Below are 17,782 nucleotides of genomic sequence, written 5' to 3' on the forward strand. Positions count from 1 at the left end.
AGGCTGGACCATGAATTCGAAGGAGACAGCGGAGCGCAGCAGTCATCTGGTCTGCGATCCCGAGGAACTGCGCAGCCTCTTTCTGTTCGAGAAGCTCACCGACGAACAGCTGGAGCTGCTGTGCGCCCATGGCCGCATCGAGATCATCGAAACGGGACTGGTCTTCCGGGAAGGTGATCCGGCCACCTGCTTCTACGTGATGATCGAGGGCGAGGTGCAGCTCACCAAGCTCTCCGGCGGCACCGAGATCGAGATGTCGCGCACCGACTATCGCGGCGCGTACGCGGGTGCGTGGACCGCCTATCTCGGCGACAAGGTCGACCAGACCTACACCGGTTCGATGTACGTGACCCGTCGGTCCCGATTCTTCGTACTGGATGCCGGCGCCTTCGCGCGGATGATGCACGACTGGTTCCCGATGGCCGTGCACCTGCTCGAGGGCGCATTCTTCGGTAACCGCAGTAACATCGAGCGGATCGCCCAGCGCGAACGCCTGCTCGCATTGGGCTCCTTGTCGGCGGGTCTGACCCATGAGCTGAACAATCCGGCCGCCGCCGCGGTGCGCGCCACTTCCGGCCTGCGCGATCGGGTCGCGGGCATGCGGCACAAATTGGCCATGATGGCCCAGGGCAAATTCGATACCGAATCCCTGGAAGCGCTGGTGCGCCTGCAGGAGGAGGCCGCCGCCCAGGTCGCCAAGGCGCCGGAGCTGACCACCCTGGAGGCCTCCGAGCGCGAGGACATCCTCAGCGAATGGCTGGAGGATCACAGCATCGAGGACGCCTGGAACCTGGCCCCGAATTTCGTGCAGGCCGGTTTCGATGTGGACTGGCTGGAACGGGTTTCGGCCACCCTGGAGGGCTGTCCGGACCTGGTATTCCAGGGCGCGATCCGATGGCTGAACTACACCATCGAGACCGAGTTGCTGATGAACGAGATCGCCGATTCGACCACCCGCATCTCCACCCTGATCGGTGCGGCCAAACAGTATTCGCAGATGGATCGGGCGCCGTTCCAGGTGGTCGACATCCACGAACTGCTCGACAGCACGCTGGTGATGCTGAGCCGCAAGATCGGCGACGGCGTCAAGGTGGTCAAGGAGTACGACCGGACATTGCCCGAAGTGCCCTGCTACGCGGCGGAATTGAATCAGGTGTGGACCAACCTGATCGATAACGCGGTGTACGCGATGAACGGCCAGGGCACCCTTACCATCGGCACCAGGCGCGAAAACGATTGCGCCGTCATCGAAATCGGCGATACCGGGCCGGGGGTACCGGCCGAGGTGCGCAGTCGCATCTTCGAACCGTTCTTCACCACCAAGCCGGTGGGCGAGGGAACCGGTCTGGGCCTGGATATTTCGTTCCGGATCGTGGTGAATAAACACCACGGCGATATCCAACTCGATTCCGAGCCGGGCAATACCCGATTCACGGTCTGGCTCCCGCTGCACCGTCCCGAGGAAATGCCGGAAACCGGCGAGCGATCCGAAGCCGAAGCAGGAGGTCAGTGATGACGCAGGAGTTGGAGGGTATCGATCCCGCGGTCGCGCCCAGCGGTCCGGGCTGTATGGAATGTGAAGCGGCCCAGGGCTGGTGGGTGCATCTGCGGCGCTGCGCACAGTGCGGCCATATAGGCTGCTGCGACACCTCGCCGGAGCAGCACGCCTCCAAACACGCCAAGGACACCGGACATCCGTTCATTCAGAGCTATGAGCCGGGCGAGGATTGGTTCTTCGACTTCCGCTCCGAGGAGATGTACAGCGGCGGACCGGAACTCGCGCCGCCGACGCATCATCCGGTGGACCAGTCGGTGCCAGGACCGCGCGACCGGGTGCCGGCCGATTGGCAGAGCCACATCCACTGACCATCAGGGATCGTTCGGAAAGCGTAAGGGCCGTCCCACACTGTGGGCTCCATGACAACCGAACGATCCCACCCGGTACCCTGCTCCGGACGCGCCGGAGACTCCGGCGCCGCGAGTTACCGGGGAACGCACGTGATCAAGCGAGTTACCGCCATCGCCCTGGCCACCGGGGCGGTGGCCGTCGCGCTGGCCGGATGTGGCAGTTCGGACGATTCCAGCTCCGATGCGAACGGTCTGCGCAAGGGCGCGACGGGCACCAGTACGCCCGCCAGCACCACTTCCGCGACCGGCGCAGCGCCGACCACGGCCGCCGACGCACCGACCACCACCAAGACCACGGCGAACTATCCCTCGCTCGGCCCGGCGTCGAGCACCACCTGCGGTGAATTCAAGAAATTGGACAGCACCGAGGAGAAGTCGCTGATCGAGAAGGTGCTCGCGGAGAATCCGGGCAGCGAGTTCGAGGGCAGCCCGAATGTCGCGCTCGGCACCGCCAAACTCGTCTGCCTGGCCCCCACCTACACCGATACCCCGGTCGCGGTGGCCGCCGGGATCGTCGAAAAGGACAAATAAGCGGCCGCGGCATCAACGGCACATACACAGAACGCGCGTACACAGCGGGCAGGCGCTGTGTACGCGCGTTCTATTCATGGCGCGACGATCAGGGCTGACCGGTGGCGAACGCGATCACGGCGTCGAGGAACTCCTGGCCGCCCATGACGTATCCGCCGATCAGCGCACCGGCCGGGATGCTGATGATCCACAGGAACGGGATGAAAGCCCCGATGACGGCACCGATGACGATGCCGGGCAGGTTCTTGTTGACCTGCTCCATGAGCCGGTCGTAGGAGCTGATGTCCTTCAGGCCCGCAATGTCGTTCACCTTCGCGGTGTCCGCCGGGGTCATCGTCGAAGTCAGCGCCAGAGTGTGGCCGTCCGCGCTGATCTGCTGGCTTACCGCGATCGGAAGTCCCGCGACCTCGGAGTGCAGCGGCACCTGGTCCACCGTCGCGCCGTCGTCGGACTTCAGCAGCACTGCGGCACCGTCCGAGGCCAGCTCGAAGCGGCCGCTGTCAACCGCCCAGGTGATGGTCTTATCAGTTGGGGAAACCGTTGTGTGGTAGTTGATTCCGTGGGCAACACCAGAAGTCACGCCCCCCTGGGTCACTGCCGCCGGCTGCTCAGTCGCCACAGCGGGCTGCCCATTGGCGGTAGCCGCGGTAATCCCCACCGCGGTGACAGCCATGAAGACAGCAGTAGTGATCTTTCCGAACTTCATTCCTTGAATTCCCTCCACTTTGTTGTCCCGCCCGACAAGGGGCGGGAACAGAACGTTAGCGTGCGGAATTCGTTGTCGCACATCGGGGTTCGTCAGTCATGAAATCGTCGACACAATTGCCGAAGTTTAGCTATCCACAGTTTCGCGGATCGATTTGCAATACCGTCGGGACACATGAGAGATGCCCAGCATTTGCTCGAGCTGAGCCGATAACTCTGAAACAGTCGCACGTCATATCGCAGCCCAGCCGTAGGTCCTGGTCACCGTGCTGCGGCGGCGCGATTGACCGTTCGCTGGTGAAATCGACTCGGACAGGCGTACCAGTCTCCGGTGCGAAATTACTGGTCAACAGTGCCCTGCCGCATTGCACGTCCAATCGGCGAATCGACGACGATCCGAGGCCGTTTTCGGTTCCGTGAGTACATTCACAATTTGGATTGCCGGCCGGAAATGCCGGATGGCAGCGCTCGCCATCGAGGATTTTCCGCGTATCCGCGATCTATCCGACGGTCAGCCGACCAACGAGGGCCGGACGCGGGCAGAATGACACAGTGGCAGAACTCGCGCTCACCGCTCGACTGAATCCCTCCGCCGCGGATGCCAGGCGCGGGGTGGTCCGGTTACATCCGGAGGCACTCACCGCGCTCGGCCTGCGGGAATGGGACGGTATCGCGCTGATCGGGGCACGGCGCACCGCCGCGGTGGTCGGGAAGGCTCCGGCAGGCACACCGGCGGGGGTAGCACTGCTCGATGACGTGACATTGTCCAATGCGGGACTGCGCGAGGACGCGAATGTGGTGGTCTCCCCCGCGACCGTGTACGGCGCCAAACAGATCTCGCTGAGCGGTTCGGTACATGCCACCAGGACTATTCCCGCGGCAACGCTGCGCCAGGCGCTGCTGGGCAAGGTGGTCACGGTCGGTGACACGGTATCGCTGCTGCCCCGGGACCTCGGCCCGGATATCAGCTCTTCGGCTGCCACCCAGTCCCTTTCACGCACCTTCGGTATTGCCTGGACCACCGAGTTGCTGACCGTAACCGCGACCGATCCCGCCCGCGCTCCGGTGAGCGTGCAGCCGAATACCGCAGTGGTCTGGGGCGCGAGTGCGGTGGCGGCCCGGGATTCCGCCGATCGGGCGGCGGCCGGGCTGCCGGCAGCGGCGGGTGAGGCCGCGCGCGGGGCCACCGAGGCAGCGGCGCTGTGCGCGACCAATGGGACGGGCGCGGGCTGGACCGCGACCGTCGGCGAGTCGGCCATTCCGGTCGAGGATCTGGCGGGTGCGCACGGTCAGGCCGCGAAACTCCAGGAGTGGCTCAGCCTGGCACTCGACGAACCGGAGCTGCTGAAGGCCCTCGGCGCCACACCACACCTCGGGGTATTGATCACCGGCCCGGCCGGAGTCGGCAAGGCCACGCTGGCGCGTGCGGTGGCGGCGCCGCGGCGCATTGTCGAATTGGACGGCCCGACGGTCGGCGCGGCCGAGAGCGGTGCGCGGTTGCGCGAGGTCGCGGCCGCGGTATCCGAAATCGGTTGCGGGCGAGGTGGAATCCTGCTCGTCACCGATATCGACGCGCTGCTGCCCGCACCGGCCGAACCGGTCGCCACGCTGATCCTGGACCAGTTGCGCGCCGCGATCGCCGAACCCTGCGTGGCACTCCTGGCGACCACGGCGCATCCGGCCGGTATCGATCCGCGGCTGCGCGCGCCCGATCTCTGCGATCGCGAACTCGCACTCGCGCTGCCCACCGCCGCCGTGCGCAAGGCACTGCTGGAGCAGCTGTTGCGCAAGGTACCGACCAAGGATCTGAAGATAGACGAGATCGCCTCGCGCACACCTGGATTCGTGGTGTCCGATCTAGCCGCGCTGTGCCGCGAGGCGGCGTTGCGCGCGGCTTCGCGGGCCAGTAAACAACAGTCGGAACCGGAGCTGACCCAACCGGACCTGCTCGGCGCCACCGAGGTGATCCGGCCGCTATCACGTTCCGGCACCGAGGAACTCGCGATCGGCAGCCTCGGCCTCGATGACGTCGGGGACATGGTCGAAACCAAAGAAGCGCTCACCGAAACCGTGCTCTGGCCGCTGCGCCACCCGGATTCATTCGCCCGCCTCGGTATTCGCCCGCCGCGCGGTGTACTGCTCTACGGTCCGCCGGGCTGCGGTAAGACCTTCCTGATCCGGGCGCTGGCCGGAACCGGTCAGCTCAGCGTGCATGCGGTCAAAGGCGCCGAATTGATGGACAAATGGGTCGGCGCCTCCGAGCGCGCGGTGCGCGAATTATTCCAGCGCGCACGCGATTCCGCGCCCTCGTTGATCTTCCTGGACGAGGTGGACGCGCTCGCACCGCGCCGCGGGCGCAACAGCGACTCCGGCGTCGGTGACCGCGTAGTCGCCGCACTGCTGACCGAACTCGACGGCGTGGAACCGCTGCGTGACGTGGTGGTGCTCGGGGCGACGAACCGTCCGGAACTGATCGATCCCGCACTGCTTCGCCCCGGCAGATTGGAACGGCTGATCTTCGTGCCGCCGCCGGATCGCCAGGCCCGCCTGGAAATCCTGCGCGCCGCAGGGAAGTCGGTGCCGCTGGCCGCCGATGTCGACCTGGCCGCGCTCGCCGCCGACCTGGACGGCTATTCCGCGGCCGATTGCAGTGCCTTGCTGCGCGAGGCCGCATTGACCGCGATGCGCCGGGATATGGACGCCGCCGATGTCACCGCCAGGGATGTCGCGGCGGCCTTGGCGGTGGTGCGCCCGTCGCTGGATGCCGAGCAGATCGAGTCGCTGCGCCGGTACGCGGACAGTCGTCGATAGCCGATTACAGCAATCATTCAGTAACTGCCATCTTCCTGGACTTTCTGCCTGTCCGACATATCCGGGCAATATGGTCGCAATCATCGGATCCCGCGTCGAGCCCGAGTAAGTTCGACGAGGTGCGCAAGATCGGCGATGCGATCGATACGATCACGGCCTTCTTCGGGGCCGTGATCGCGGGCGTCGCCCTGTTCCTGCCGATCACCTTCCGATGGACCGCCGACAGCTCGCCGTATCGGTTGGCCAGCCTGAACAACAGCGTCCCACGCGGGGCCGCGATCGGGGTGATCGTCGCGGTGGCCGTCGCGGTGCTGGTGATCACCTTCCACAAGCCGCTGGTGGCGTGGACAGCGGCGCTGTTCGGTGCGATCGCCATGGACATCAATCACATTGCCGGGCGCCATGTCTCCTCGGCCGACCTGCTGACCACCCAGAACTATCTGGATTCGATTCTGGCCGGCGTACTGCTCGGCGCGTTGGGCGCGGCGGTGCGACGCCGATCGGGTCCGGCGGCCGGATTCGCGATCGGCACCGCGGGGTTCTTCGTCTTCGGTGACCTCGCGGAACTGTTGGATATCGCCTACGACAATCCGTACGCGGCACTCGAAACACCCCCGCGCTGGCTCGTCAGCGTGGCGGTGATACTGCTGATCATCAGCACGCTGCGCAACCGGTCCCAGCCCGAGCAATCGCGGCCGCCGGGGATCACCGTCGAACTTCCGGTCACGCCGATCCTGGCCTCGATGGTGTTGGCACTGGTGATCCTGGCCATTACCGAATGGCTGGCGCGCCAGTATCAACACGCGCCGAACGTCAGTCATGCGGTCGAAATCGGGATGGCGGTCGCCGCGACGGTCATCGCCGCCACCGCCGCGGCCATGCTGCTACCCGGACGCGACGGCACCGGCGTGTATTTGGCGGTGGGTCTGGTCGCCGCTGCCGAGGCGATCGGCGGGGATCCGCGGCCTGGGTGGAGCATCGCCGCGCTGCTCGCGGTCACCGCGGTCGGGCTGCTCATCGGGGTACGCCTGCCCTCGACCTTCATCGCCATCCTGCTGATCACCGGACTAGCGGTATTCGCCCTGGTGCAGCCCCCGCACGAGCATCGCTACGTGACCGCGGCCGGCAGCGCGGCTCTGGCACTGACGGCCGGATACTGCTGTGGCACCGCGCGTCCCCGATACGCACCGAGTGGGGTGCTCGCCCTCTCGGCGCTGTATCTGCCATCGATCATCACCGCACTGCCGCACGACACCGCCGAATGGCCGCCGAACGGGGGCGCCGATCATCAAGCCCTGGCCGGTCGGACCGCGCTCGCGATAGCCTGCGGCTCGGCCATCGGGTTGATAGTGCTGCGCCGAGTCCGTCCGCGCAGCCGACCCAAGCCGGGGCAATCCGTCGACGACCAATCGTTAGCGGACATATAGCCCATACGCTTGGAGATGGCATATGCCATATTCGCTCGGCTGACGAAAGTCGCAGGCTCCGAGTAAGGTCATGGGTAATCACCCCGCCGCAACTACCCGACGGAGTGCAGTTTGCTCGGAATCCTGCTCGCGCTCGTGATAGCCGCACTCGCGGCACCGCTGTGCGTGCGGGCATTGGGGCGCAACGGTTTCTACGTACTCGCGCTCGTCCCGTTCGGCTGTCTCGGCTGGGTGATCGCGAATTGGGGTAGCACACAGCGGGTTCGGGTCCAGTGGGCGTCGAGCATCGACATGAATATCGAGCTGCGCTTCGATTCGCTCGCCGCGATCATGTCCGCGCTGGTGCTCGGCGTCGGTGCGGTGATTCTGACTTATTGCGCACGGTATTTCGAGGACGACGAACCGCGGCTACTGGTGTTCGCGGCCCAGTTGGTCGCCTTCGCCGCGGCCATGTTCGGCCTGGTCGTCAGCGATAACATGCTGCTGCTCTATGTCTTCTGGGAAATGACGACGGTGTTGTCGTTCCTGCTGGTCGGTCACCATGCCGAACAGGCGGTGAGCAGGCGGGCGGCGATCCAGGCGCTCTTGGTGACCGGGGCGGGCGGGCTGGCGATGCTGGTCGGGATCGTCATCCTCGGTCAGGTCAGCGGCAGCTACCTACTGTCGGATCTACTCGCCGGGGCGCCATCCGGCATCGCGGTGGATGTCGCCGTGGTCCTGCTGCTGGCCGGGGCATTGAGCAAATCGGCGATCGTGCCGCTGCACTTCTGGCTGCCGGGCGCGATGGCGGCGCCGACACCGGTGAGCGCGTACCTGCACGCGGCGGCAATGGTGAAGGCGGGCGTCTATCTGGTGGCGCGATTGGCGCCGGTATTCGCGGAAAGCCCGGCCTGGCATCCGTTGATCCTCACGCTGGGTGTGGCGTCGATGGTGCTCGCCGGGTTGCGGTCGTTGCAGGTGACGGATCTGAAGCTGGTGCTCGCCTTCGGGACGGTGAGCCAGTTGGGGTTGCTGATCATGCTGGTCGGGCTGGGTACGCCGGATGCGGCGCTGGCCGGTTCGGCCTTGATCGTGGCGCATGCGCTGTTCAAGGCGTGTTTGTTCATGGTGGTCGGGATCATCGACCACGGGGCCGGTACCCGGGATCTGCGGGAGTTGTCGGGGCTGGGGCGGCGGGCACCGGTGCTGTGCGGGGTCGCGGTATTGGCGGCGCTGAGCATGGCCGGGATTGCGCCGCTAGTCGGGTTCGTGGGCAAGGAAAGTGCGCTGGCAGCGGTGTTGGATGCCGATGTCCTTGCCATACCGGCCAAGGCCGCATTGGCCGTCGGTGTGATGCTCGGGTCCACACTGACCGTTGCGTACAGCATTCGGTTCATTTGGGGCGCCTTTGCGGATAGGGAGGTGCTATCCGGTAGCGAGCAGGTGCGCCTCGCGGAACACGGTTGTTCGGAAAATGGCCAGTGGCACGCGCCAGGAGCGCTGTTCACAGCTGCGCCCGCCGTGCTCGCGGTGGGAAGCTTGGTTGCGGGTCTCGGCACGCCATGGCTGGACGAACTGCTGAACCCCTATGCGAAAACCCTTCCTGGCATGCTCGATTCGCATCTCGCGCTCTGGCACGGCTTCGCTTTCCCACTGGCGCTGACCATCCTGATCATCGTCGCGGGCATCGTGATCTTCCAGCTGCGGGGTCACATCGGCGAATCCGCGACCATGCTCGGCAATGCCGACCGCGCCTACGACGCCACCCTGCGGGCCATGGACCGGCTGTCACTGCGAATGACGGGTGCGGTGCAGCGCGGCTCGCTGCCGCTGAGTCAGGCGGCGATCCTGGTGACATTGATCCTGCTGCCGACAGTGCTGCTCGCGATCGACACCCGCACCGGAGTTCGCCTGCGCCTGTGGGATTCGCCGTTTCAGGTCGTCATCGGCGCGATCATGGCCGTCATGACACTGGCCGCGACGGTGCTGCGCAACCGATTGGCCAGTGTGCTCGTCGTCGGTGTCTCCGGTTACGGCTGCGGTGTGATCTTCGCACTGCACGGTGCGCCCGATCTCGCGCTGACCCAATTCCTCGTCGAGACACTGACTTTGGTGATCTTCATGCTGGTGCTGCGTGCCTTCCCCGCCGAAATCGAGGAAAGCCGCACGGCCCCATTCAAAGTGCGGCGGGCAATCCTGTCCGCACTGGTCGGCGCGACGGTCGCGGTGCTGGCCGCCTTCGCCGTCGCCGCTCGTTCCACCGAACCCATCTGGCACCTGATCCCCGATGCCGCATACACATTCGGCGGCGGTAAGAACGCCGTCAACGTTCTGCTGGTCGATATCCGGGCCTGGGACACCCTCGGCGAGATCTCGGTACTCGTCGTGGCCGCGACCGGTGTGGCATCGCTGGTATTCCGCAGCCGCCGTTTCGGCAGTGCCCCGCGGGCAGCGGACGCCCCGAACTACGATCCGGAACTGATCAGCTGGTTGCCGGCGGGGCGGCTGGTGGATCGGCGGGACAGATCGATGGTCCTGCAGGTCACCACCCGACTGGTCTTCCCGACCATCATGGTGCTGTCGGTGTACTTCTTCTTCTCCGGCCACAATGCGCCGGGCGGTGGTTTCGCGGGCGGGCTGACCGCCGGACTCGCGCTGACGCTGCGCTATCTGGCGGGCGGCCCCTACGAACTCGGCGAGGCGCTGCCCGTCGACGCGGGACATCTGCTCGGCGGCGGGCTGGCGCTGGCGGCAGGGACCGCGAGCACCTCCCTGCTGCTCGGCGCACCGCCGCTGTCATCGGCGATTGTGGAAGTGACGCTGCCGCTGATCGGGCATATCAAGGTGGTCACCGCATTGTTCTTCGATCTCGGTGTCTATCTCATCGTGGTCGGGTTGGTCCTGGACGTGCTGCGCAGCCTGGGCGCGCGCCTGGACAGCGAGCTGGCCACCGACGAAGACGAATCCGCCTCGGTGCGAGGAGGTTCCCGGTGAGCGCGAATCTGACCCTGCTGATCCTGATCGGGATTCACGTCGCGTGCGGTGTCTATCTGATCCTGGAACGCGCGGTCTCGAAAATGCTGCTCGGCATGATTCTGTTCGGCAATGCGGTCAATCTGCTGATCCTGACGGCGGGCGGGCGGGACGGTCGACCACCCATCCGGGGTGAGGGTGAGGATATGGCCGATCCGCTCGCCCAGGCCATGGTGCTCACCGCGATCGTGATCACCATGGGTCTCGCGGCCTTCGTGCTCGCCCTCGCCTATCGCTCCTACATCCTCACGACCACTGACACCGTGCACAACGATCCCGAGGATGCCGAGGTTGCCGCCCGGCGCGAGGGAGAGGATCCCGAGGATTGATTCCGCTGACCGCGCTCGCGCCGCTACCGGTCCTGGTGCCCCTGCTCGGGGCGGCGGGCACGCTGGTGTTCGGGCGGCAGCCGCGCATCCAGCGCTTCATCATGCTGGCGGTGCTGTCGGTCGTGGTGGTCATCTGCGCCGTGCTGCTGTATCTGGTCGATCGCGACGGAACCACCGCGCTGCAGGTCGGCGGCTGGAATGCGCCGATCGGCATCACGCTGGTCCTCGACCGGCTATCCGCGGCCATGCTGCTCATCTCGGCGATCGTGCTGCTCGCGGTCTCGGTCTACGGTGCGGGCCAGAATATTCGCGACGGTGACGAGCGCCAGCCGACCTCGATCTACCGACCGACGTATCTTGTTCTCACCGCGGGTGTTTCGGCCGCATTCCTGGCCGGTGATCTGTTCAACCTGTTCGTCGGCTTCGAAATTCTGCTCGCCGCATCGTTCGTACTGCTCACCGTCGGCGCGACCGCGGACCGGATCCGGGCCGGTATCGCGTATGTGATGGTCTCGATGGTGTCGTCGCTCATCTTTTTGACCGGCATCGCGCTGGCCTACGCGGCCACCGGAACACTGAACCTGGCTCAGCTCGCGGTGCGGATGGGCCAGGTGCCCGATGGTATTCGGATGTCGGTCTACGCGGTGCTGCTGGTGGCCTTCGGCATCAAGGCCGCTGTCTTTCCGCTCTCGAACTGGTTGCCCGATTCCTACCCCACGGCACCCGCGCCCGTAACCGCGGTTTTCGCAGGCCTGCTGACGAAAGTCGGCGTGTACGCGATCATCCGGACGCACTCGCTGCTGTTCCCGGACGGCGGATTCGACGATGTGCTGCTGATGTGTGGTCTGCTCACCATGGTGGTCGGGATCTTCGGTGCGATCGCGCAGAGCGATATCCGACGCCTGCTGTCGTTCACCCTGGTGAGCCATATCGGCTACATGGTGTTCGGCATCGGACTCTCCACCGCCGCCGGACTTTCCGGCGCGGTTTTCTATGTGGCACACCACATTCTGGTGCAGACGGCGCTGTTCCTGGTGGTCGGATTGATCGAGCGGCAAGCGGGCTCGGTATCGCTGCGACGGCTTGGCGGTTTGGCTGCGGCCAGTCCGCTGCTTGCGATCCTGTTCCTGGTGCCCGCCTTGAATCTCGGTGGTATACCGCCCTTCTCGGGATTCATCGGCAAGGTCGCACTGCTGCAGGCGGGCGCGGCGGCTGGCAGCGTGCTGGCCTGGGTGCTGGTCGCGGGCTCGGTGGTAACCAGCCTGCTGACGCTATATGCCATGGCGCGCGTGTGGAGCAAGGCATTCTGGCGGCCGCGCGTCGAGGCGCCGGAGGGGCATCTCACCGCGGCGAAACCACCAACGCTGGTCGAGGATTCGACCGATGTGCGCTATGACGAACGCACCGATCCGGGCCGCATGCCAGTGCTGATGGTCGGCTCGACGGCGGCGCTCGTGGTGGTCGGTCTGTGCCTGACCGTATTCGCCGGTCCGATTCTGCGCATTACCGACCGGGCCGCCGACGATCTGAGCAATCCGGCGGTATATGTCGGCGCGGTGCTCGGCGATTCGCATGCCGAGGCGAAGGGCAAGCTCCGATGAGGACCCCTCGTCGGCTTGTCCCGAATCGGTCGACCGCCGTGCGCATCGGCGTGCTGTTGTGGCTGACGGCAGTGTGGCTGACGCTCTGGGGCGAAGTCAGTGTGGGCAATCTGCTGGCCGGTCTCGTCGTCGGCGCGCTGATCATGCTGACCTTGCCGCTGCCGCGCGTCCCGGTATCGGGGCGCATACATCCGCTGTCGCTGATCGAATTGATCGTCGTCAGTGCGTATTACGCGCTGGAATCGAGTCTGCAGGTGGCCTGGTTCGCGATCCGTCCGGCGCCGCCGCCGGTCTCCGGTGTGCTGCGGGTGAATCTGAGTATGCGATCGGATCTGGTGCTGGTGCTGTGCGCCGATGTGCTCAATCTGATTCCCGGCACGATGGTGTTGGAGATCGACCGGCGGCGCTGCGTCTTCTACGTGCATGTCCTGGACGTGAGCAGTGATAAAGCGGTCGACGCGTTCTACCGGACCACGCGGCGGCTGGAACGGCTGCTCATCTCATCGTTCGAACGCCCCACCGAATGGCGTTCGGCCCGAACAACTCCGGAGGTGGAGCCGTGACCGAGCGTAGCGAGGGAACCGATGACACAGCACCGCCGGTCACGGCGGAACCGAGCGTCAGCGAGGTGGAGTCGTGACCGAGCGTAGCGAGGGAACCAATGACACAGCACCGCCGGTCACGGCGGAACCGAGCGTCAGCGAGGTGGAGTCGTGACTGTTGTCGCGATTGTGGCGGGCATCATGCTGATGGCCGCCGCCGTGATCGTCGGCTATCGCATCCTGGCCGGGCCGAGCATCCAGGACCGCGTTGTCGGCATCGACTCGCTGATGGCCATTGCCGCCTCCGGCTTGGCGGTCTGGGCCGCCTACAGCGACGACACCACGGTCGTACCCGCGATCGTCGCGCTGGCACTGGTCGGCTTCCTCGGCTCCGCCGCGGTCTCCCGATTCCACATCCGGGACGACATATGAATCTGTGGCACGTGGCCTCCGGGGTCCTCATCCTGAGTGGCGCGACACTCGCGCTGACCGCATCGATTGCCATCGTGCGCTTTCCTGACACGCTCTCGCGCATGCACGCCGCCACCAAACCCCAGGTGGTGGGCCTGATCCTGGTTCTGGAAGGTGCGGCGATCCAATTGCGCGGCCACGGCAATATCGGGCTGCTGGTGCTGGTCGGGCTGTTCACCCTGCTCACCGCTCCGGTAATCGCGCATCTGATCGGCCGAACGGCGTATCGGGAGCAGCGCTACCGTGACGGGCTATCGCGGGTGAACGAGTTTCGCGACGATACGTTGTGAGCCGACGGAACTCGGGCGTGGTCCAGCACCCATTCTCGCGCCGAATCCGCGGATGCTCAGGCTATCGAGCCGCGCCGACGGGAGTCTGTTCCGCCTCAACCACCGCAGTCCCGGCGAACCACGTCGCATGGAACGCCGCAGCCATCGCGGCCAGCAGCGCGAGCACCACAGTCCCTGCCAGCACCGGATATTCGGCCATCGAAACCGCGAGATAGCGGAACGAGAGCAACAGCGCGCCGAGGATCACCGCACCGAACAGCACCAGCCGCACCCGGAACCGTCCCCAGCCGCGCTCGGGATCGCGCAGCGCGGACTCGATCGTCAGGCACAGCACCGCACCGGCGACCAGATCGACGCCGTAGTGGTAGCCGAAGCCCAGTGTCGCCGTCAGCGTGGCGGCCAACCAGAACGCGCCGAGGCAGCGCAGCCACAGCGGAGCACGCGAACCATCGGTGTCCCTGCGAGTGTGCAGAAAGACCGACAGCGCCCAAGCGGTATGCATGGAAGGCACGCAGTTGCGTGGCGTGAAGGAATCGAATGGCAGCGGTGCGGGATTGCGATCGATCGGCGGGACGACACCGGGCCAGAAGTTGCCCACCTGCATGCCGTGGCCATCCGCGCCGTAGCCGAACATCGGGCCCACTACCGGGAAGATGACGTAGATGACCGGACCGATCAGTCCGAGCACCAGGAAGGTGCGCACCAGATAGTGCGTGGGCCAAACACCGGTCGATACCACCCGACGCAGCTGCCATACCGCGACGACGATCGCCGCTACCGGCAGTTCGATGTAAACCCAGTGCAGCACCGCATAGACGGCCGGTCCGAGCGCATCCACCACGCGCCCTATCACCCAGGACGGATCACCGAGCGCATGATCGGCCAGTGCCACATAGACGTCGTAGACCTGTGGCCGACTGACGACCGTAATGTGCAGCCACACATCGCCGACCTTGGTGGCCAGCACCAGCAAAGCCCCCAGCGCGGCGGCGTGCAGCGCATTGCGGCGCTCCACCCCGCTCCAGCGGAATCCGGCGACCAGCGCCAGACCGGTGAGCATGAGCGTCGGCCCGTTCCCGATGGCGAACGACTCGCCGCTCAGCAGTCGAACACTCGCCCATACCACGTCGATACCCGCCGCAATGCCGACCGTGATTATCCTGCGGCGCTGGGAGATTCCGACCAGCGCCAGGATGAGTCCGGCCCACGGCACCGACATGGACTTGGGCGTGCCGACGTAGTCGTGCCACAGACTGCCGAGCGGCCCCTCGAAATCGTGCCCGATCGATCCCGCCTGTAGGGCGATGAGCAGTACCGGCACCGCCGCGATCGCGGCCGCCGTCCAGATCCGCGAGCGCGGCGCGCGCGCCCGCTCGGTATTCGATTCGCGGCGCTCCCGGGTCCCTCCGTGGTTACCCTCCGCTACCGCCTCCGGGCCCGTCGCTCGCGCCGCGGGGACGCTGCCACCTCTTTGACTCGGATCTTCGACAAGCACGTCGACCATAGTAAACGGCGGATGAACGCCATCCCCCTGACCAGCTGAACGTCAGTCGATCTTTCGACCAGGCAGAACTACTGGTTCAACTCCTTGACCAGGGCATCGACCACCGCGACCAGATCACCCTGGGTGCTCGCGGCCACTTTGCGCTGCCGCTGATAGGACGCGCCGCGCTGCGGGATCTCCGCCACGAACGCGAGTTCATCCGCACAGCCGAGCCGCTTGGCGGTCGGCTCCAGCCGCCCCAGCAGTTCCATCAGATCATCGGTGACCAACCGCTCATTGCTGTCATCGTCCACGACGACGATCGCGTCGAGGCCGTAGCGGGCCGCACGCCACTTGTTCTCCTGGGCATGCCACGGCGGGATGGTCGGCAGCGTCTCACCGTTTTCGAGGCGCTGATCCAGATCGACGATCAGACAGTGAATGAGCGCGGCCATGGCCGCCAGCTCTGCGCGGGTCGAGATCCCATCGCAGACGCGCACCTCGATGGTGCCCCATTTCGGCGCGGGCCGGATATCCCAGTGCATACCGCCGAGTTGCTCGAAGACTCCGGTCTTCATTTCGTCGTGCACGAAATGCTCGAACTGGGTCCAGTTTTCGAATTGGAACGGCAGACCGGCAGTGGGCAGCTGCTGGAACATCAACGTCCGGTTGCTGGCATACCCGGTATCGGAACCCGCCCACATCGGCGAGGACGCGGATAGCGCGAGCAGGTGCGGATACGACAGCAGCAGCGAGTTGAGGATCGGAAAAACCTTCTCGGCGTGCGAAACTCCGACATGCACGTGCACGCCCCAGATCATCATCTGGCGGCCCCACCACTGGGTTCGATCGATCAATTCGTCGTAATGCGGTGAGCGCGTGAGCTGTTGGGCAGACCACTGGGCGAACGGGTGGGTGCCAGCGCAGAACAGATCGACGCCGAGCGGATCGGCGGCGCGGCGCACGGTGTCCATGGTGCCACGCAGCTCATCGACCGCTTCGCCGACAGTGTTGTGCACACCGGTGACGAGTTCGACCGTATTGCGCAGCAATTCCTTGGTGACCTGCTGGGTTCCGTCGTAGGAGTGTAGTTCGCCGAGCGAATCGAATACGGCCGCAGCGGTATTCGACAGATCGCGAGTCACCTTGTCGACGAGCGCGATCTCCCATTCGATCCCGATGGTAGGCCGGGGCGACCCGGGGAAGGGAACCCGCGCGATTGCTGGTCCGGCCATATCGGTGACCTTGCTACTGGATTACACCGCAGGCGATGCGACCACCCGCGTCGCCCGTCGCCAATGTGGTGTCGTCCGGGCCGGCAACGCCGTCGGCGCGGACATAACGGTTGGGGATATTGCCGAAGTTATCGGCATCGGCGTGGATCATCAGGGCCTTGCCCTTGATGTCGTCCAGCGTCACCGCATCGGTGGTGGTGACCAGTTTGGCGGTACCGTCGGAACGGACCTCGAGCGACGTCAGATCGCCGCTGGCCGGATGGGCATTGGCGCTGCCGACCTGCAGGTGACCACCGGCCGACAGGAAGTCACCCGCCGGACCACCGGTGGGCGCGACCGAGTTGGGCTCGCACTTGCCGACCTGGTGGACGTGCAGGCCGTGGAAGCCGGGACGCAGGCCGTGCGCCTCGATGCTGACCTGCAGGTGGTTGCCGTCCTTGGTGATATTCGCGACGGCGACCGAGGAACCGGCGGGGTCCTTCAGGTCGACCTTCACTCCCGTGTTGGCATTCGGGGCACCGGTCTCGGTGCCGGATTCGCCGGCGGGCGGGGCGGACGCACCGGTCCACACGGGCGGCGTAGTTCCCTGGACGTCGCTCGACTCCTGGCTGTTCGTGCAGGCGGCGAGGCCGAAGACCGCGACAGCGAGCACCGGGGTCACAGTCCGCCAGGACGGGCGACGAGTTGTGGACGGGGCCATCGGGGGAACTCCTTTACGAGTACCGAGTTTACGAGTAAAGCTGGGTGGACACGTTCGTTACCGGACAAGATGATGCCACGCCCGCCGTGTCGCACCCGTGACCGGGCCGTGTCGCGAGCACCCCGCACTGATCAGTTACCCGTGACAACCACTGTCACACCCGAACCCGAACCCGAACCACCCGGGCGCGGCTCGGCGGTCGCGCCCAGTTCATCGGCTATGGCCAGGGCGGCTTCCTTCTCGCCGGGGTTATTGCCGTAATACACAGTCGTATTGGTGATATTAGGGCCGGGATAGTTGCCGACCTCGGCAACGTTCCAGCCATCGGCGGTGAGCTCGCTCGCGGTGCGCGCGGCCAGTCCAGCTACGGTGCTGTTGTTCAGAACATGGACCGGCACAGCGCGATTCGCCGTGGTGGTCGCCGGCGTAGTCGTCGTGGTCGACGGCTTCGTGGTGGCCGACGCCGAACTGGTCAGTGCCGAACTCGTGGTCTGCACCGGCGCGTTGGTCGTCGCGACCGCCGTGGTGGCAGCGGCCCGACTCGTTGTGCTCGGGGTTTCACCGGCCCCCGAGGTATCGGAGTCCGAACTCGATAACGACATAGCGCCGAGCCCGGCGAAAACGATGGCCAGCGCGATCAACACCATCGCCAGCGCGCGCAACGGCGGCCCGCCGGGGGTGGGATTCGGGTCGCTCACGGCCGCGCCTCGCTGGCGCTCGGCTCCGCCGTGCGCCAC

The 17,782-nt window shown here is 65.8% G+C and carries 16 protein-coding genes; 11 read left to right on the plus strand and 5 right to left on the minus strand.

What is annotated here, in order from left to right; all coding sequences use genetic code 11:
* Nucleotides 1–10 precede the first annotated feature (10 nt).
* The 3 genes from ACIBG0_RS18045 to ACIBG0_RS18055 all read left to right on the plus strand — a co-directional run bounded on the left by ACIBG0_RS18045 (nt 11) and on the right by ACIBG0_RS18055 (nt 2,439).
* Nucleotides 11–1,513 (plus strand): ATP-binding protein, encoded by a 1,503-nt coding sequence (locus ACIBG0_RS18045; protein WP_397033737.1) that lies wholly within the window; start codon nt 11–13, stop codon nt 1,511–1,513.
* A complete protein-coding gene (locus ACIBG0_RS18050) occupies nt 1,513–1,866 on the plus strand; it encodes a UBP-type zinc finger domain-containing protein (RefSeq protein WP_397033739.1) in 354 nt (117 codons plus the stop codon). Before ACIBG0_RS18045 ends, ACIBG0_RS18050 begins: the two co-directional genes overlap by 1 nt.
* A 132-nt stretch (nt 1,867–1,998) precedes the next feature.
* The gene (locus ACIBG0_RS18055) at nt 1,999–2,439 is read left to right on the plus strand and encodes a hypothetical protein (protein ID WP_397033741.1); all 441 of its coding nucleotides are present in this window, start codon (nt 1,999–2,001) and stop codon (nt 2,437–2,439) included.
* Nucleotides 2,440–2,527: 88 nt separating this feature from the next.
* Here the strand turns inward: ACIBG0_RS18055 and ACIBG0_RS18060 are convergent, their stop codons facing one another.
* Complete coding sequence (locus ACIBG0_RS18060) at nt 2,528–3,145, minus strand: hypothetical protein (protein WP_397033742.1); 618 nt, start codon at nt 3,143–3,145, stop codon at nt 2,528–2,530.
* Between the two features lie 551 nt (nt 3,146–3,696).
* On the opposite strand from ACIBG0_RS18060, the gene ACIBG0_RS18065 reads away from it, so the two are divergent.
* The 8 genes from ACIBG0_RS18065 (at nt 3,697) to mnhG (ending at nt 13,627) form a co-directional block, all read left to right on the plus strand.
* Complete coding sequence (locus ACIBG0_RS18065) at nt 3,697–5,955, plus strand: AAA family ATPase (RefSeq protein WP_397033743.1); 2,259 nt, start codon at nt 3,697–3,699, stop codon at nt 5,953–5,955.
* Nucleotides 5,956–6,074: 119 nt separating this feature from the next.
* The gene (locus tag ACIBG0_RS18070) at nt 6,075–7,382 is read left to right on the plus strand and encodes a hypothetical protein (protein WP_397033745.1); all 1,308 of its coding nucleotides are present in this window, start codon (nt 6,075–6,077) and stop codon (nt 7,380–7,382) included.
* Between the two features lie 111 nt (nt 7,383–7,493).
* Entirely contained in the window at nt 7,494–10,355 is a 2,862-nt protein-coding gene (locus tag ACIBG0_RS18075; protein WP_397033747.1) for a Na+/H+ antiporter subunit A, read from the plus strand.
* Nucleotides 10,352–10,723, plus strand: a complete 372-nt coding sequence (locus ACIBG0_RS18080) for a Na(+)/H(+) antiporter subunit C (protein WP_397033748.1) — start codon at nt 10,352–10,354, stop codon at nt 10,721–10,723. The genes ACIBG0_RS18075 and ACIBG0_RS18080 overlap by 4 nt, the downstream gene beginning before the upstream one ends.
* The gene (locus ACIBG0_RS18085) at nt 10,720–12,324 is read left to right on the plus strand and encodes a Na+/H+ antiporter subunit D (RefSeq protein WP_397033749.1); all 1,605 of its coding nucleotides are present in this window, start codon (nt 10,720–10,722) and stop codon (nt 12,322–12,324) included. The genes ACIBG0_RS18080 and ACIBG0_RS18085 overlap by 4 nt, the downstream gene beginning before the upstream one ends.
* Entirely contained in the window at nt 12,321–12,887 is a 567-nt protein-coding gene (locus ACIBG0_RS18090) for a Na+/H+ antiporter subunit E (RefSeq protein WP_397033751.1), read from the plus strand. Before ACIBG0_RS18085 ends, ACIBG0_RS18090 begins: the two co-directional genes overlap by 4 nt.
* 150 nt (nt 12,888–13,037) lie before the next feature.
* Nucleotides 13,038–13,298, plus strand: coding sequence for a monovalent cation/H+ antiporter complex subunit F (locus tag ACIBG0_RS18095; RefSeq protein WP_397033753.1), 261 nt, complete (start codon nt 13,038–13,040; stop codon nt 13,296–13,298).
* Entirely contained in the window at nt 13,295–13,627 is a 333-nt protein-coding gene (gene mnhG / locus ACIBG0_RS18100; protein ID WP_397033755.1) for a monovalent cation/H(+) antiporter subunit G, read from the plus strand. The genes ACIBG0_RS18095 and mnhG overlap by 4 nt, the downstream gene beginning before the upstream one ends.
* A 61-nt stretch (nt 13,628–13,688) precedes the next feature.
* On the opposite strand, the gene ACIBG0_RS18105 is transcribed toward mnhG, so the two are convergent.
* The 4 genes from ACIBG0_RS18105 to ACIBG0_RS18120 form a co-directional block, all read right to left on the minus strand.
* A complete protein-coding gene (locus tag ACIBG0_RS18105; RefSeq protein ID WP_397034083.1) occupies nt 13,689–14,975 on the minus strand; it encodes a DUF5933 domain-containing protein in 1,287 nt (428 codons plus the stop codon).
* A gap of 224 nt (nt 14,976–15,199) precedes the next feature.
* Nucleotides 15,200–16,345, minus strand: coding sequence for a glutamate--cysteine ligase (locus ACIBG0_RS18110; protein WP_397033757.1), 1,146 nt, complete (start codon nt 16,343–16,345; stop codon nt 15,200–15,202).
* A gap of 13 nt (nt 16,346–16,358) precedes the next feature.
* Nucleotides 16,359–17,045: a superoxide dismutase[Cu-Zn] gene (gene sodC, locus ACIBG0_RS18115; RefSeq protein WP_397033759.1), complete on the minus strand. Its 687-nt coding sequence runs from the start codon at nt 17,043–17,045 to the stop codon at nt 16,359–16,361.
* A gap of 131 nt (nt 17,046–17,176) precedes the next feature.
* Nucleotides 17,177–17,743, minus strand: coding sequence for a LytR C-terminal domain-containing protein (locus ACIBG0_RS18120; RefSeq protein WP_397033761.1), 567 nt, complete (start codon nt 17,741–17,743; stop codon nt 17,177–17,179).
* Between the last annotated feature and the right edge of the window lie 39 nt (nt 17,744–17,782).

Origin of the sequence: Nocardia sp. NPDC050630 (genome assembly GCF_044457245.1) — a bacterium.
Taxonomy (GTDB): Bacteria; Actinomycetota; Actinomycetes; order Mycobacteriales; family Mycobacteriaceae; genus Nocardia.

What these genes read in the sequence shown, in the direction of transcription:
- ACIBG0_RS18050 (WP_397033739.1), top strand. Translation starts at nt 1,513, where the DNA reads ATGACGCAGGAGTTGGAGGGTATCGATCCCGCGGTCGCGCCCAGCGGT.
- mnhG (WP_397033755.1), top strand. Translation starts at nt 13,295, where the DNA reads ATGAATCTGTGGCACGTGGCCTCCGGGGTCCTCATCCTGAGTGGCGCG.
- sodC (WP_397033759.1), bottom strand. Translation starts at nt 17,045, where the DNA reads ATGGCCCCGTCCACAACTCGTCGCCCGTCCTGGCGGACTGTGACCCCG.
- ACIBG0_RS18110 (WP_397033757.1), bottom strand. Translation starts at nt 16,345, where the DNA reads ATGGCCGGACCAGCAATCGCGCGGGTTCCCTTCCCCGGGTCGCCCCGG.
- ACIBG0_RS18045 (WP_397033737.1), top strand. Translation starts at nt 11, where the DNA reads ATGAATTCGAAGGAGACAGCGGAGCGCAGCAGTCATCTGGTCTGCGAT.
- ACIBG0_RS18060 (WP_397033742.1), bottom strand. Translation starts at nt 3,145, where the DNA reads ATGAAGTTCGGAAAGATCACTACTGCTGTCTTCATGGCTGTCACCGCG.
- ACIBG0_RS18090 (WP_397033751.1), top strand. Translation starts at nt 12,321, where the DNA reads ATGAGGACCCCTCGTCGGCTTGTCCCGAATCGGTCGACCGCCGTGCGC.